Genomic DNA, 15,017 nt, shown 5'->3' with positions numbered 1-15,017 from the left:
CGTCCGTCAACGACCTGCCGGCCCGGCTCGGACCGAGAACGGCCACCTCCACCTGCCCGGTGACCTGGACCCACAGGCCCTGACCGACCTGCTCGGCGGCAGGTACGGCGCGCCGCGCACGCTCGTTCTCGACGGCTTCACCGACCCGACATCCGACGAGTCCAGGGGCGCGGCCCTCCTCGTCCCCTTCGGGGACGGGGCCGTGACCATCCGGGCGCGGGCCTACGGAGACCGGTGGATCGGCACGGGCACGGCGCGGGACGGTGCGGGGGTGGAGCGGCCGGTGCTGGTCGTCGCCCACCGGGAGATGCCGCAGCCCCCGGCGCCCGCCCGGGACGGGGACGCCGGCGCCGGCGTCGACTGGATGGAGCGGCTCACCCGCATCACCGGCTGGAGCGAGCCCGCCCGGCTACGACCTCGACCGGTGGCCCGTCGTGATGCGGTCCTTCGGCGGCGAGGACGTCCCCCCGCCCACCGGACCACGGTTCGTCTGCCGCGTCCCCACCGAACCGCACCACCGGTTCACCATGGCCCGCTACTTCGACACCCACTGGGTTCATGAACTACCGGGAGAGAGGCTGAGGGCCCGTCTCTCTGCCCAGCGCCATCGCCTGGAGCATGTCCAGCCGCTCCCGGGACTCCTCGTCCGCCGGGACGTAGGTGACGATCCGCGGCCCCGTCCCCGGCGTCAGCCACAGGTCCGTGTGGTCGACGGTGACGCGGCCCACGTGGCGGTTGCGGAACTCCTTGCGTTTGGTGCGGTGGGACACGACCTCGTGGCGGTCCCAGGCCGTGCGGAACGCGGGGGACTCCGCGTGCAGACGGTCGAGGAGCATCTTCCAGGCGGGCTCGGTGAGATGGCCGGCCATCGTGGCGCGGAAGCGGGCGGCCATGAGGCGCTGGGTCTCCTCCAGGTGCACGATCGAGGACTGCCATTCGGCGTGGGTGTAGGAGAGCAGCATGCAGTTGCGGTCCTCGGGCGGGACCGCGTCCAGGTCGCACAGCAGCAGCCCGTAGGTGCGGTTGTGGGCGAGGATGTCGTACCGGCTGTTCTGCAGGCACGCCGGGAACGGCTCTACCTGCTCCAGCAGCGTCCGCATCGCCGGGGTGACCGACGGGCAGGTGGTCGCCGGTGTCGGGTCGGCGGCCCCGGCCAGCCGGAAGAGGTGGGCGCGTTCGCTGGGGTCGAGCAGCAGGGCGCGGGCGAGCGCGTCGAGGACCTGCACGGAGACCTGGATGTCGCGGGCCTGCTCCAGCCACGTGTACCAGGTGACGCCGACCGCCGAGAGCTGGGCGACCTCCTCGCGGCGCAGCCCCGGCGTGCGGCGCCGGCGGCCCCGGGGCAGGCCGACCTGCTCGGGGGCGATCCGCTCCCGGCGGCTGCGCAGGAACGCCGCCAGCTCGTGCCGGCGGACATCCGCGTCGCGGGGCGCCTCGGGGGTGCGCGGCGTCGTCTCACGCGCCATGGTCGTCATGGTCTCCAGCCTGCCGCCGTGCGGACCCTGTTTCCAGGTGGTGCTGCTACCAGGATAAGGACACTCTGGTACCAGCCTGAGTGACGTCGCAGGCTCGGGAGCGTGACCACCGAATCCCTCGCCCCCAGTCCCGTACGTTCCCCCGCCGCGCCGTCCCCCGCGCTCGGCGGTCTCGGGCTGTTCGCCGTGCTGCTGGCCGCGGCCCTGCCCCTCGTCGACTTCTTCATCGTCAACGTCGCCCTGCCCACCATCGGCACCGACCTCGCCGCGAGCGAGTCGGTCCTGGAACTCGTCGTCGCCGGGTACGGGGTGTCGTACGCCGTCCTGCTGGTCCTCGGGGGCCGGCTCGGCGACCTGTTCGGCCGGCGGCGGTTGTTCCTCGCCGGCATGGCCGCCTTCGGGCTGACGTCGCTGGCCTGCGGGCTGGCACCCGGCGCCTGGTCGCTGGTCGCCGCCCGGGTCGCCCAGGGCGCGTCGGCCGCCGCGATGCTGCCCCAGGTGCTCGCCACCATCCAGGCGACCACGACCGGCCCCCGGCGCGCCAAGGCCATGGGCCTCTACGGCGCGACCGCCGGGCTGTCGATGGTGGCCGGGCAGATCCTGGGCGGGGTGCTGGTCGCCGCCGACATCGCGGGGACCGGCTGGCGTTCGGTGTTCCTCGTCAACGTGCCCGTCGTGCTCGCCGGGCTGGTGCTGGCCGTCCGGGTGGTCCCCGAGACGCGGTCGCCGCGACCCGAGCCGGTCGACGTCCCGGGCACGTTCCTCCTGGCGGCCTCGCTCCTCACCCTGCTCGTGCCGCTCACCGAGGGCCGGGCGGCGGGCTGGCCGCTGTGGACGTGGCTGTCGCTGGCGGCGTTCCCGTTCGTCACGGCGGCGTTCTACGCGGTGGAGCGCCGGGCCGACCGCGAGGGCCGTACGCCGCTGGTGCCGCCGAGCCTGTTCGCGCTCACCTCGCTGCGGCGCGGGCTGCTGCTGGTGCTGCCGTTCTCGATCGGCTTCAGCGGCTTCATGTTCGTGATCGCGGTGGCGTTGCAGCAGGGCGCCGGGCTCGGTCCGGTGGCGGCGGGGCTGGCGCTCGCGCCGCTGGCGGTGGTGTTCTTCGTGTTCTCGCTGCTGGGCCCGCGCCTGGTCGCCCGGTACGGCACCCGCGTGGTGACGGCCGGTGCCGCCCTCCAGGGCGTGGGGCTGGCCCTGATGGCGCTGGCCGCCTGGCGGTTCTGGCCGCACCTCGGCTTCGTCGAGCTGCTCCCGGGCGCGGCGGTCGCCGGTGCGGGCCAGGCGCTGCAACTCCCCGTCGTCTACCGGGTGATCCTCTCCGAGGTGCCGCCCGCCCGGGCCGGTGTCGGCAGCGGCGTGATGATCACCACCCAGCAGTCGGCACTGGCCCTCGGCGTGGCGACCCTGGGCACGCTGTTCCTGTCCCTGGTTCCCGGGATCGGCATGCGGGACGCCCTGGTCACGACCCTGCTGGTGCAGCTCGGCGGCGTCGTACTGACCGGCCTGCTGAGCCTGCGGCTGCCCCGCACCGTCGCCTGAGGTCTCTCACGGCCTGATAACTCATCTCCGGGGAAACCCTGTTGATGTCGGTCTTGCTGCACACTCCTTGCTGCGAGCAGACCGGAACGCCGGATTTCTCGACGTGGGAGGGGCCATGACGCAGATCGACACGAGCAAGGTCAGCCGGTGGGACCAGCACGGCCGGGAGCACGTGGTGCGGGTGCACCGGACGGGCGTCCAGCGCACGATCAGATGCGACACCTGCGGCTGGCACAGAGGCGCCCAGTTCCTGCCCTGGCTGAAGGCGGAGGAACACCTGGCAGAGGCCCACCAGGCCACGGTGGACCCGACGGCGGCGTGAGGACACGCGCGGCTCGGGCCGCCGAGGCGGGCGTGGTGATCCGCACGGGCAGAGAGAAGACCCGCCGCGGCGGTGCGCCGGGCGGGCCTGGTCGTCGTGCGGCCGGAGGGCCTTATGGAGTCGCGCTGGGGGCGAGGACGTCCGTGAGGACCGCGCTCTCGGCGCCTATGCACTCGTAGCGCGTGTGCTCGACGATGCTCTCGTCGGTCGCCGCCTCCTTGTTGCCGACCGCACGCGCGATGTCGAGGAGCGCCTTCTTCTGGAAGGCGGTGTCCATGTCCAGGAACTGACGGCAGGTCTTGACCTCCCCGCCGTCAGCGGTGCCGTCCCAGTCGAAACCGTAGACGAAGCCCACGATGCCACCGGCCAGTACGAGGGTGATCAGGGTGCGGGCGAGCAGGCGAGGGCGGGCGTCCCCCGTCTCCTTCGATGACGGCGTCTGCGTGGCCTGGCCGGCGAGCGCACCGGTCTTCATGGGGCCGTGGTCGATGACGCCGCTGGTGACGGTCCCGTGGTTGACGCTGCCCGCTGCGGCGGTCGCACCGGGCGCCGCGGCGATGATCGAGCCCACGTTCCCGTGGATGTGCATGCTGTTGTCCTGGGCTGCCGGGAATCCGTTCGACAGGCTGACCAGCAGCTGCCGGAGGCCGGCCTCGGCATCCGGACGGCTCTCGGCGTACCGGCGGAAGCGGTGGGCGAGGCGGGTCTCCACACCGCCGACGTCGCCGGCCCGGACGGCGGCACGGTCCCCGTCGAGGAGCACGAGGAGGTCGTGGCGGTCAGCGGCGTTGTCCGTGAGCGTGCGGGCGATGCGGTCACGAGCGGCGGTCCATGATTCCGATGCCATCGCCTGAGTTACCCCGGAAATGAGCCCGACAATGATCAGCTCGATTCCCATGATGCTGTCCCTTTCGCCTGCCGGAGCGGCCGAATTGAGCGGCAGGCAGAGCGATATCTATCAGGCAGTGGCGCGACTCGTAATCACTGAAGCGACCAGGGTGACCGGTGTCACATCATTGCCGTTTCCCGCGGTCTGCCAGGGTTTCCAAGGGTTCCAGGGAAGCTGACAGGATGTTCGAAGGGGATTTGTAGGACCACCACGAACGTCGACCTCGACGCCGGATCATCTGTTTTCGGCCACCGCCTCCCCTGATAAATGAATACACAGATCACGACCCCGGACGTGGCCGAATTCCTGCACATTAGGACAGCCTTGGTCTATACATGCAGCGATATTGAATACGGCATACGTCCGGCTGCTGTCTGTGGCTACCGCGCCGTGAGCGCCAGCTTCGCGCCCAGGGCCACGAACGAGCCCGCGAAGCCCCGCCGCAGCCAGGCCATCACCCGCGGGCGGCCCACGACGTGCCGGCGCACCGACGCGGCCAGCACCCCGTACGCGGCGAACACCACGAAGGTCGCCAGCATGAAGACCCCGCCGAGCCCCGCCATGCGCGGCACCGCGCGCGGCTCCCCGGGGCTCACGAACTGCGGCAGGAACGCGAAGAAGAAGATCGTCAGCTTCGGGTTGAGGATGTTGATCAGCACGCCGCGCACGATCACCCGGCGCGCCGACACCTCCGGGGCCGCCTCCCGCTCCTCCACCACGAGCGCCTCCTTGTCCCGCACCGTCGCCCACGCCATGTACAGCAGGTAGGCGACCCCCGCGTACTTCAGCACCTGGAAGGCGGTCGCGCTCGCGTGCAGCAGCGCGGCGACGCCGGTGACCGTGGCCAGCAGGTGCGGCACGATCCCGAGCGTGCAGCCGACGGCCGCGACGACACTCGCGCGGCGCCCCCGGGAGAGCGCGGCGGCGAGGGTGTAGACGACGCCGGTGCCCGGCGTGGCGACGACGACGAGGGTGGTCAGCAGGAACGCGATGCTCATGCCCTCACCCTGGCGCGCGCCTGCGGCCCGGGAACAGGACCAATCGGCCCCGGCGCTACGGGACCAATCCCCCGCACCTCAGCGACCCCAAGGGCCCCACCGTTCGACACACTTCACACACGCTCGGACAATGGAAAGTGCCGGTGAGCGGTCTCCCCGGCGGCGCCCGCCCACCGGTCGCGGAACTCTGCGCCGCCCGAGGGAGCGCGCCATGACGATCCGTATCGCCACCTTCAACACGGAGAACCTCTTCCGCCGCCCCCTGGTCTTCCGCCTCCCGGGCGACAAGCAGCGCCGCGAGGTCCTCGACGACTACGCCGAGCTGGTCTCCCTCCTGGAGAAGGAGACCTACGACGCCGACACCAAGACCCGCGTCGCCGCACTCCTCAAGAAGCACCGCGTGCACGACTCGCGCCGGGACAGGCCGTTCTTCGTCAACGAGACGCGCGGCCAGGGCACGCTCTTCAAGACGAAGGGCAGCGGCGAGAACGTCACCTTCGAGATCGTGGCCAAGGGCCGCTCGGGGTGGACGGGCTGGGTGGAGCTGGTCCGTGACGACCTCGACTGGGAGGCCGTGCACAACACCGGCCGGGTGATCGCCGAGGTCGACGCCGACATCCTGCTCACGGTGGAGGTGGAGGACCGCACGACCCTGCGCCGCTTCAACGAGCAGGTGCTGGGCGCCGATCTGAAGAAGACGCCGTACCCGTACGACATGGTGATCGACGGCAACGACCCGCGGGGCATCGACGTGGGCGTCCTCAGCCGCCACCCGATCACGTCCCTGCGGTCCTACGTCTTCGACCCGGACCCGGACCACCCCGGCGAGCGCCTGTTCAGCAGGGACTGCCCCGAGTACGAGCTCCAGATCGGCGGCACCCCACTGTGGCTGCTGGGCAACCACCTCAAGAGCCAGAGCGGCGACAACCCGGAACTGCGCGTCGCCCAGGCCCGGCGGGTGGCGTCGATCTACCAGACGGCACTGGAGCGTTCCCCCTACGTCGTGGTCGCCGGCGACCTCAACGACGAGCCGTCCAGCGAGGCGATCGGGGCGCTGCTGGGCACGGGCCTGCGGGACGTGATGAGTCACCCCTCCTACCGGGGCGCCCCGGGCACCCACGGCACGGGCACCTCCGAGAGCCAGAAGCTCGACTACGTGATGCTGCCGCCGCCGTTGTGGGAGCAGGTGCAGCACGTGGAGGTCGAACGGCGCGGGGTCTGGGCGCCGTCCACCATCAAGTCCTTCGACACCGTCACCTCGAAGTGGAACCGCGCCTCGGACCACGCGGCGGTCTACGTCGACCTCGACCTGTGAGACGCGGCGGTGCCGGGCCCCTCCGAGGAGGAACCCGGCACCGTGACGCGGCGAACGGCGGTCAGCAGCCGATCAGGCGGGAGGCCAGGTAGCCCTCGATCTGGTCGAGGGAGACGCGCTCCTGCTTCATCGTGTCGCGCTCGCGGACGGTCACCGCGTTGTCCTCGAGCGTGTCGAAGTCGACGGTCACACAGAACGGCGTGCCGATCTCGTCCTGGCGGCGGTAGCGGCGGCCGATGGCGCCGGCGTCGTCGAACTCGATGTTCCAGTTCTGCCGGAGCGCCTGGGCGAGGCCCTTGGCCTTCGGGGACAGCTCCGGGTTGCGGGACAGCGGCAGCACCGCGACCTTCACCGGGGCGAGGCGGTGGTCGAGGCGCAGCACGGTGCGCTTCTCCATCTTGCCCTTGGCGTTGGGGGCCTCGTCCTCGATGTAGGCGTCCAGGAGGAACGCCAGCATCGCGCGGCCGACACCGGCCGCGGGCTCGATGACGTACGGAGTCCAGCGCTCGCCGGCCTCCTGGTCGAAGTAGGTGAGGTCCTGGCCGGAGGCCTTGGAGTGGGCGCCGAGGTCGTAGTCGGTGCGGTTGGCCACACCCTCGAGCTCGCCCCACTCACTGCCGCCGAAGGAGAACCGGTACTCGATGTCGGCGGTGCGCTTGGAGTAGTGGGAGAGCTTCTCCTTCGGGTGCTCGTACCACCGCATGTTCTCCTCGCGCAGGCCGAGACCGGTGTACCAGTTCCAGCGCTGCTCCATCCAGTACTCCTGCCACTTCTCGTCCTCGCCCGGCTTGACGAAGAACTCCATCTCCATCTGCTCGAACTCGCGGGTGCGGAAGATGAAGTTGCCGGGCGTGATCTCGTTGCGGAAGGACTTGCCCATCTGGGCGATGCCGAACGGCGGCTTGCGGCGCGAGGTGGTCTGCACCTGGGAGAAGTTGGTGAAGATGCCCTGCGCGGTCTCGGGCCGCAGGTAGGCGACGGAGCCGGAGTCCTGGGTCGGGCCGAGGTGGGTGGACAGCAGGCCCGAGAACTGCTTGGGCTCGGTGAACTGGCCCTTGTTGCCGCAGTTGGGGCAGTTGACGTCGGCCAGGCCGTTCTCCGGCAGGCGCTTGTGCTTGGCCTCGTAGGCCTCCTCCAGGTGGTCCGCGCGGAACCGCTTGTGGCAGGAGGTGCACTCGGTCAGCGGGTCCGTGAAGGTGGCGACGTGACCGGAGGCGACCCAGACCTCGGGGGCCAGGATCACGGACGAGTCGATGCCCACGACGTCCTCGCGCGACGTCACCATGTAGCGCCACCACTGGCGCTTGAGGTTCTCCTTGAGCTCGACACCCAGCGGGCCGTAGTCCCAAGCGGCGCGCTGGCCGCCGTAGATCTCACTACAGGGGAATACGAAGCCACGGCGCTTGCTCAGGCTGACGATGGTGTCGATCTTGTCGGCGGCCACGGTGCTCTCTTCATTACGACGACGGGCGACGAAGCGAGTTGCTTCCAGCGAATGACTCAGGTTACCGGCGGGGGCGCCCCCTCAATCAAATCGCTCCCCCTCCGGCGCCCTCAAGGTCCCGGTCAGGTTGTTTGTTGACAACGGTTTCCATATTTGTTGAAAATGAGTGTCATGAACGTACGACGACGCCTCATACCCGCCGCCGCGGCCGCCTCTCTCGGCCTCGGCGCCCTGACCGCCTGCTCCAGCGACAGCGCGGCCACGGGCAACACGGACAAGTTCGACGTCGTCGCGTCGTTCTACCCGATGGCCTTCCTCGCCGAGCAGATCGGCGGCGACCACGCGAACGTCACCAGCCTGACCGAGCCCGGCCAGGAGCCGCACGACCTGGAGATCAGCACCCAGCAGCGCGCGCAGCTGGAGGAGGCCGACGCGGCGCTCTACCTCAAGGGCCTCCAGCCCGCCGTCGACAAGGCCTTCGACCAGACCGGCATCGAGACCAAGATCGACGCGGCCACGCTGACCCACCTCGAGGACCACGGCACCGGCGGCCACAGCCACGAGGGCGAGGAAGGCCACTCCGAGGAGGACGAGCACGGCCGCGACCCGCACGTCTGGCTCGACCCGGTGAAGTACGCCGAGATCGCCCAGGGTGTCGGCAAGGCCTTCGAGAAGGCCGACCCGGACCACGCGGCCGACTACAAGAAGAACACCGAAGCCCTGGTCACGAAGCTGAAGGGCCTCGACGGCGACTTCGAGAACGGCCTGAAGGACACCAAGTCCAAGGTCTTCTTCACCAACCACGCCGCCTTCGGCTACCTCGCCGAGCGCTACGGCCTCACCCAGGAGGCCATCTCCGGCGTCGACCCCGACAGCGAGCCCAGCGGCGCCCGCGTCCGGGAGCTCCAGCAGGAGGCGAAGGCCGACGGCGTCACCACCGTCTTCTACGAGACACTGGTCTCCGACAAGACCGCGAAGACCCTGGCCCGCGACGCGAACCTGAAGACCGACGTCCTCGACCCGATCGAGGGCATCACGGACAAGTCCCGCGGCGACGACTACGTCCAGGTCATGGAAGCCAACCTCAAGGCCCTGCAGACGGCCCTGGGAGCCAAGTGATCGACCCATCGGAGGACGGCATGACCGAGCCCGTCGTATCCCTGCGCGGCGTCCGCGCGGACCTGGGCTCGCGCCCCGTGCTGCGCGGCATCGACCTCACCGTGCACCGCGGCGAGGTCGTCGCGCTGCTCGGCGCGAACGGCTCGGGCAAGTCCACGGCCGTGCGCAGCATCATCGGCCAGGTGCAGACCGGCGCCGGCGCCATCGAGCTGTTCGGCACGGACCGCGGGCGGTTCCGCGACTGGCACCGCGTGGGCTACGTCCCTCAGCGCACCACGGCCGCCGGCGGCGTGCCCGCCACGGTGACCGAGGTGGTCTCCTCCGGCCGCCTGTCCCGGGCCCGCTTCGGCGTCCTGCGCAAGGCCGACCACGCGGCCGTACGACGCGCCCTGGACCTCGTCGGCATGGCCGACCGGGCCAAGGACTCCGTCGACGCCCTCTCCGGCGGCCAGCACCAGCGTGTCCTGATCGCCCGCGCGCTCGCCTCCGAACCCGAGCTGCTGATCATGGACGAGCCGATGGCCGGCGTCGACCTGGCCAGCCAGGAAGTCCTCGCGCACACCCTCACCGAGCAGGTCTCCCAGGGCACGACGGTGCTGCTCGTGCTGCACGAACTGGGCCCCCTGGAGCCCCTCATCGACCGGGCGGTCGTCCTGCGCGACGGCTGCGTCGTCCACGACGGGCCGCCCCCGAAGGCCGTCGGCCAGCACGCCCTGCCCGGCCACGACCACGTACACCCGCACGCACCCGCGGGCGCCGAACCGATCCGCACGGGACTGCTGAGCTGATGGACTTCCTCGACTACGCCTTCATGCAGCGGGCGCTGCTCGCCGCCGTCCTGGTCGGCATCACCGCCCCCGCGGTGGGGATCTACCTGGTCCAGCGCCGCCAGGCCCTGATGGGCGACGGCATCGGCCACGTCGCGATGACCGGCGTCGGCCTCGGCTTCCTGCTGACCTGGTCCCCGGTGTGGATGGCGACCCTCGTCTCCGTCCTCGGCGCGGTCCTCATGGAGCTGATCCGCTGGTACGGCAAGACCCGCGGCGACATCGCCCTCGCGATGCTGTTCTACGGCGGCATGGCCGGCGGTGTGATGTTCATCAACCTCGCGCCGACGGGCTCCAACGCCAACCTGACGTCCTACCTGTTCGGCTCCCTGTCGACGGTGTCCCAGTCGGACGTCACCGCGATCTGCGTCCTGGCCGCGTTCGTCGTCCTGGTCACCCTGGGCCTTCGGCGGCAGCTGTTCGCCGTCAGCCAGGACGAGGAGTTCGCCCGGGTGACGGGCCTGCCGGTGCGCGTCCTGAACCTGCTGACGGCCGTCACCGCGGCCGTCACGGTGACCGTGGCGATGCGGGTGGTCGGGCTGCTGCTGGTCAGCGCGCTGATGGTGGTGCCGGTCGCGGCCGCCCAGCAGATCACCCGCAGCTTCGCCGCCACGTTCGCGATCGCCGTCGCCATCGGCGTCAGCGTGACGATCGGCGGTACGGTCACCTCGTACTACCAGGACGTGCCGCCCGGCGCGACGATCGTGCTGCTGACCATCGGCGCGTTCATCGTGCTGACGGCGATCGCGGCCCCGCTGGCCCGGCGCCGCGCCCGCGCGGCGGCGGTCTCGGACGCGACGGCCGACCCCGCCGAGTGCGCGATCCCGGGCAGCCGGGCGGCGGCCGACGAAGTCGGCGTCTGACCGCCCCCACCCCGGGCTGGCACAATGGCCCGGGCAAGGCAGACGTGAGGAGGCAACGGTGACGACCGCTGGACCGTCCGTGAAGGGCCGCGCCACCAAGCAGCGGGCCGCTGTGGCGGCGGCCCTGCAGGAGGTCGACGAGTTCCGCAGCGCGCAGGAACTGCACGACATGCTCAAGCACAAGGGCGACTCGGTCGGGCTCACCACGGTCTACCGCACCCTGCAGTCCCTCGCCGACGCCGGTGAGGTCGACGTCCTTCGCACGGCCGACGGTGAGTCGGTGTACCGGCGCTGTTCCACCGACGACCATCACCATCACCTGGTGTGCCGCGGGTGCGGCAAGGCGGTCGAGGTGGAGGGGCCGGCTGTGGAGAAGTGGGCCGAGTCCATCGCCGCGGAGCACGGGTATGTGAACGTGGCTCATACGGTGGAGATCTTCGGGACCTGTGCGGATTGCGCGGGAGCCTCCGGCGGTTGAGCGGTTGATCGCCGTGGGTGCGGGTTCGTGGCCGGGTGCGGGTGCGTGGGGGTTGCCCGCGCAGTTCCCCGCGCCCCTGAGGGCGGAAGTCTCCTGTTTCCTACGCGCTCCGGGCGCTGAGCCGGCGGCGGACGAGCAGGGACAGGGCGGTGGAGGCCAGGATCACGGTGCCGCCGACGCGCAGGATGAGGTCGTAGGCGCGTTCCGGGCCGGTCTCGGGGGTGAGTGAGGTGATGGCCGCCGCGACGGCCGCCAGGCCGATGGCTCCGAGCGTGACGAGAGCGGTGAGGACGACGCCCGAGGCCTCTCCGGCGCGGGCGGGCGAGACGACCTGCTGGGTGGCGACACTGGCGAAGGTCCAGCCGAGGCCCAGCCCGAGCGCGCACCAGGTGAAGACGGGCAGGTAGACCCACCAGGACCAGGCGAAGCTCAGCCCGATCATGCCGGTGCCGGCGATGGTCCCGGCCAGGGCCATGACGCTGGTGGCGCGCATCCGGCCGGACAGCCAGGCGCCGATGGGCCCCGAGCAGGCCACCATCACGGCCGGGGCGAGGAAGACCGTGCCGGACAGGATCGCCGACAGGCCGCGCACCTGCTGCAACTGGAGCGTGGCGAGGAACACGGTGACGGCGTAGCCCATGTTGGCGACCGACCCCATCACGGTGACGAGGTCGAAGCGGATGTTGCGGAAGAGCCGGAAGTCGACGAGTGGATGGCGGCAGGTCCGCTCCCGCAGCGCGAAGAGGGCGCCGGCCACCACGGCGATCCCGAGCAGGGCGAGCGTGCGGGCGTGGTCCCAGCCCCATGCGCTCCCCCGCTCCACGGCCAGGGTCAGGGCGGCCAGGCTCGTCACGACGGCCAGACAGCCCGGCAGATCGATCTGGCGGGGCGCGCTCTCGTCCCGCGAGTCCGGGACGTACCGCAGGGCGATCAGCAGGGAAAGGGCGCTGAGCGGGGCCAGCAGCCAGAAGATCCACCGCCAGCCCGGCCCGTCGGTGAAGCCGCCGCCGACGAACGGTCCGAGGGCGGTGCCGACGTTGGCGATCCCGAACATCGCCCCGAGCGCCCGGGTCCGGGTCTCCTCGGGAAAGGCGTTGGTGATCACGGAGACCGACACGGGGAAGATCAGCGCCGCGCCCGCGCCCTGCACGATCCGGGCCGTGACGAGCACACCGAGGCTCGGCGCGAGGGCGCAGCCGACGGAGGCGGCGGCGAACAGCCCGGTCCCGGCCAGCAGGACCGGACGCCGGCCGAGGAGATCACCCAGCCGCCCGCCGACGATGAACAGGCAGCCGACGGCGAGCATGTACGCGGACAGCGTCCACTGGGCCGCGGAGACGGTCGTGTCCAGCTCGTCGGCGATCCCGGGGATGGCCAGGTTGAGCGCGAAGAAGTCCAGCTGGATGCAGAGCAGGGCCAGCGAGGCCGCGATGAAGACCCCGGCCTGTCTCGTGGTCCGCCGGGGTGCGCCGACGGCGGTCGAACCCATGCCACCAGGACAGCGCCACCGCGGCCCGGCTGCCACCGGAGGGGCCTGCCGGGCCGCAGCGGCGGCTGCGACGGGAGGAGGTTCCCGGGCCTCGGCGTCGGCTGCGGCGGAGGGGAGGCTGCCGGGGTCGGCGTGTTACTGCTGCTCGCCCTCCATGGCCAGCAGTTCCTCGTTCGGGACGGCCCCGCCGAAGCGCCGGTCGCGGGAGGCGAACTCCAGGCAGGCCCGCCACAGGTCACGCCGGTCGAAGTCCGGCCACAGCACGTCCTGGAAGACCATCTCGGCGTAGGCGCTCTGCCAGATCAGGTAGTTGGAGGTGCGCTGCTCGCCGCTGGGCCGCAGGAACAGGTCCACGTCCGGCATGTCCGGGTAGTACATGTACTTCGCGAAGGTCTTCTCGCTGACCTTGGAGGGGTCGAGCTTTCCGCTCTTCACGTCCTCCGCCATAGCCTTGGCCGCGTCGGCGATCTCGGCCCGGCCCCCGTAGTTCATGCAGAAGTACAGCGTCAGCCGGTCGTTGTCCTTGGTCTGCTCCTGGGCGATCTGGAGCTCCTTGGCGACCGAGCGCCACAGCTTGGGCATCCGGCCGACCCAGCGCACGCGGATGCCCAGCTCGTCGAGCTGGTCGCGGGTCTTGCGGATGAAGTCCCGGTTGAAGTTCATCAGGAAGCGCACCTCGTCGGGCGACCGCTTCCAGTTCTCGGTGGAGAAGGCGTACAGGGAGATGGCGCCCACGCCCATCTCGACGGCCCCCTGGAGGACGTCCAGCACGCGCTCGGCACCGACCTTGTGACCCTCGGTACGCGGCAGCCCCCGATCCTTGGCCCAGCGGCCGTTGCCGTCCATGACGATCGCCACATGCTGCGGTACGAACTCCCCGGGGATCTTCGGGGGCCGCGCGCCGGACGGGTGCGGCTCCGGCGTCCTGTACTCCCGGCGCTGGCGCCCCAGGATCCCGCGTACGGCCATGTGTTTCTCGTCTCCTCGTGCTCGCTTGCTTCTGTGCTGTTCTGCTCCGCCGCCGCACTACTTCTCGACGTAGCGCAGGGAGCGCAGCCCGCGCTCCATGTGCCAGTGCAGATACGCGGACACCAGCCCGCTGCCCTCCCGGACGTAGCGCGCCTCGCACGCGTCCGCGGTCTCCCAGTCTCCCGTAAGCAGGGCGCCGAGGAGTTCCAGGGCCTGGGGCGAGGGTACGACGCTGCCGGGTACGCGGCAGTCCACGCAGACGGATCCGCCCGAGGCGACCGAGAAGAACCGGTTGGGCCCGGGCATCCCGCACTTCGCGCAGTCGGTGAAGCTCGGGGCGTACCCGTTGACGGCGAGGGAGCGGAGCAGGAACGCGTCGAGCACGAGGTGCGGTGCGTGCTCGCCCCGGGCGAGGGTCCGCAGCCCGCCGACCAGCAGCAGGTACTGCTGCACGGCCGGCTCCCCCTCGTGGTCGGTGAACCGCTCGGCGGTCTCCAGCATGACGGTCCCGGCCGTGTACCGGGCGTAGTCGGTGACGATCCCGCCGCCGTACGGCGCGATGGTCTCGCTCTGGGTGCACAGCGGCAGCCCCCGCCCGATGAGCTCGCTGCCCTTGGCGAAGAACTGCACGTCGACATGGGAGAACGGCTCGAGGCGTGCGCCGAACTTCGACTTCGTCCGGCGCACACCCCGGGCCACCGCGCGTACCCGTCCGTGACCGCGCGTGAGCAGCGTGATGATCCGGTCCGCCTCACCCAGCTTCTGGGTGCGCAGCACGATGCCGTCGTCGCGGAACAGACTCATGGAGCCATTCTGGCAGGGCCGTCACGTCAAGGGACCTCGCCCCTGCTGCGGGCGTTGGCGTACGCGGTGGCCGCGCGCAGCCGCTCGGCCGGGGTGGCGTGCCGGACGGCCCCGGGGTCGGCGTCCCACTCCCTGCCGCCCCCGTACGGCCGCAACTGCACGTAGGGCCCCTCATGCCCCATGACGATGCCGATGCGTCCGCTGCGGGTGTCCACGACGTAGGCGCCGACGGGAGGCTTCATCGCCGCACCGCCGTGAGCCGCCGGGCGCTTCCCGGGGAACGCCGGGCCGATGCGACGAGCGGGCAGGGCGCTTCCCGCACAAGACTCACCGGGTCAAGTCCCAGTGAGGGCAGGATAATTCCGGCCTTGGCGAGTTCTGCCCGCAATTCTTTCACCGCGTCCTCCGCTTCTTCGGCACAGAGCGCCGAGTGTCGTGCCTCCACCGTGCTCCCCTTCCTTTCGCGGTTTCACTCTTCGCATCTCTGCA

General features: G+C 70.9%; 15 protein-coding genes. 7 read left to right on the top strand and 8 right to left on the bottom strand.

What is annotated here, in order from left to right; all coding sequences use genetic code 11:
• Positions 1-563: 563 nt before the first annotated feature.
• A complete protein-coding gene (locus tag IE153_RS07875; RefSeq protein ID WP_189589012.1) occupies positions 564-1,475 on the bottom strand; it encodes an MmyB family transcriptional regulator in 912 nt (303 codons plus the stop codon).
• A gap of 102 nt (positions 1,476-1,577) precedes the next feature.
• On the opposite strand from IE153_RS07875, the gene IE153_RS07870 reads away from it, so the two are divergent.
• Both IE153_RS07870 and IE153_RS07865 read left to right on the top strand, forming a co-directional pair.
• Positions 1,578-3,011 (top strand): MFS transporter, encoded by a 1,434-nt coding sequence (locus IE153_RS07870; RefSeq protein WP_189589011.1) that lies wholly within the window; start codon positions 1,578-1,580, stop codon positions 3,009-3,011.
• Positions 3,012-3,126: 115 nt separating this feature from the next.
• The gene (locus tag IE153_RS07865; RefSeq protein ID WP_030836562.1) at positions 3,127-3,333 is read left to right on the top strand and encodes a hypothetical protein; all 207 of its coding nucleotides are present in this window, start codon (positions 3,127-3,129) and stop codon (positions 3,331-3,333) included.
• 112 nt (positions 3,334-3,445) lie between these two features.
• Here the strand turns inward: IE153_RS07865 and IE153_RS07860 are convergent, their stop codons facing one another.
• The gene (locus IE153_RS07860) at positions 3,446-4,180 is read right to left on the bottom strand and encodes a hypothetical protein (protein WP_189589010.1); all 735 of its coding nucleotides are present in this window, start codon (positions 4,178-4,180) and stop codon (positions 3,446-3,448) included.
• A gap of 422 nt (positions 4,181-4,602) precedes the next feature.
• Positions 4,603-5,220, bottom strand: a complete 618-nt coding sequence (locus IE153_RS07855; protein WP_189589009.1) for a LysE family translocator — start codon at positions 5,218-5,220, stop codon at positions 4,603-4,605.
• A 211-nt stretch (positions 5,221-5,431) separates the two neighbouring features.
• On the opposite strand from IE153_RS07855, the gene IE153_RS07850 reads away from it, so the two are divergent.
• On the top strand, positions 5,432-6,535 hold the full coding sequence (locus IE153_RS07850) for an endonuclease/exonuclease/phosphatase family protein (protein ID WP_189589008.1): 1,104 nt from the start codon (positions 5,432-5,434) through the stop codon (positions 6,533-6,535).
• A 61-nt stretch (positions 6,536-6,596) separates the two neighbouring features.
• Here IE153_RS07850 and IE153_RS07845 read toward each other — a convergent pair whose 3' ends face one another.
• A complete protein-coding gene (locus IE153_RS07845) occupies positions 6,597-7,979 on the bottom strand; it encodes a glycine--tRNA ligase (protein ID WP_184911345.1) in 1,383 nt (460 codons plus the stop codon).
• 171 nt (positions 7,980-8,150) lie between these two features.
• Here IE153_RS07845 and IE153_RS07840 point away from each other — a divergent pair, with 171 nt between their 5' ends.
• Genes IE153_RS07840 through IE153_RS07825 form a run of 4 tightly spaced genes read left to right on the top strand, consistent with a single transcriptional unit; the run spans position 8,151 to position 11,266 of the window.
• Positions 8,151-9,098: a metal ABC transporter substrate-binding protein gene (locus IE153_RS07840; RefSeq protein WP_189589007.1), complete on the top strand. Its 948-nt coding sequence runs from the start codon at positions 8,151-8,153 to the stop codon at positions 9,096-9,098.
• 20 nt (positions 9,099-9,118) lie between these two features.
• Complete coding sequence (locus IE153_RS07835) at positions 9,119-9,886, top strand: metal ABC transporter ATP-binding protein (RefSeq protein WP_189589006.1); 768 nt, start codon at positions 9,119-9,121, stop codon at positions 9,884-9,886.
• Entirely contained in the window at positions 9,886-10,788 is a 903-nt protein-coding gene (locus IE153_RS07830) for a metal ABC transporter permease (RefSeq protein WP_189589005.1), read from the top strand. Before IE153_RS07835 ends, IE153_RS07830 begins: the two co-directional genes overlap by 1 nt.
• Positions 10,789-10,846: 58 nt before the next feature.
• Positions 10,847-11,266, top strand: a complete 420-nt coding sequence (locus IE153_RS07825) for a Fur family transcriptional regulator (RefSeq protein ID WP_030836532.1) — start codon at positions 10,847-10,849, stop codon at positions 11,264-11,266.
• A gap of 100 nt (positions 11,267-11,366) precedes the next feature.
• On the opposite strand, the gene IE153_RS07820 is transcribed toward IE153_RS07825, so the two are convergent.
• From IE153_RS07820 to IE153_RS07805, 4 genes are all read right to left on the bottom strand, one after another.
• On the bottom strand, positions 11,367-12,755 hold the full coding sequence (locus tag IE153_RS07820) for an MFS transporter (protein WP_189589004.1): 1,389 nt from the start codon (positions 12,753-12,755) through the stop codon (positions 11,367-11,369).
• 135 nt (positions 12,756-12,890) lie between these two features.
• Positions 12,891-13,724: an isoprenyl transferase gene (locus IE153_RS07815; protein WP_031107515.1), complete on the bottom strand. Its 834-nt coding sequence runs from the start codon at positions 13,722-13,724 to the stop codon at positions 12,891-12,893.
• 57 nt (positions 13,725-13,781) lie between these two features.
• A complete protein-coding gene (gene recO / locus IE153_RS07810) occupies positions 13,782-14,528 on the bottom strand; it encodes a DNA repair protein RecO (RefSeq protein WP_030836523.1) in 747 nt (248 codons plus the stop codon).
• A 26-nt stretch (positions 14,529-14,554) separates the two neighbouring features.
• Complete coding sequence (locus tag IE153_RS07805; RefSeq protein WP_030836519.1) at positions 14,555-14,770, bottom strand: hypothetical protein; 216 nt, start codon at positions 14,768-14,770, stop codon at positions 14,555-14,557.
• Between the last annotated feature and the right edge of the window lie 247 nt (positions 14,771-15,017).

The organism is Streptomyces massasporeus, assembly GCF_014648995.1.
GTDB lineage: Bacteria > Actinomycetota > Actinomycetes > Streptomycetales > Streptomycetaceae > Streptomyces > Streptomyces massasporeus.
This window is presented reverse-complemented; position numbering and strand designations above follow the sequence as displayed.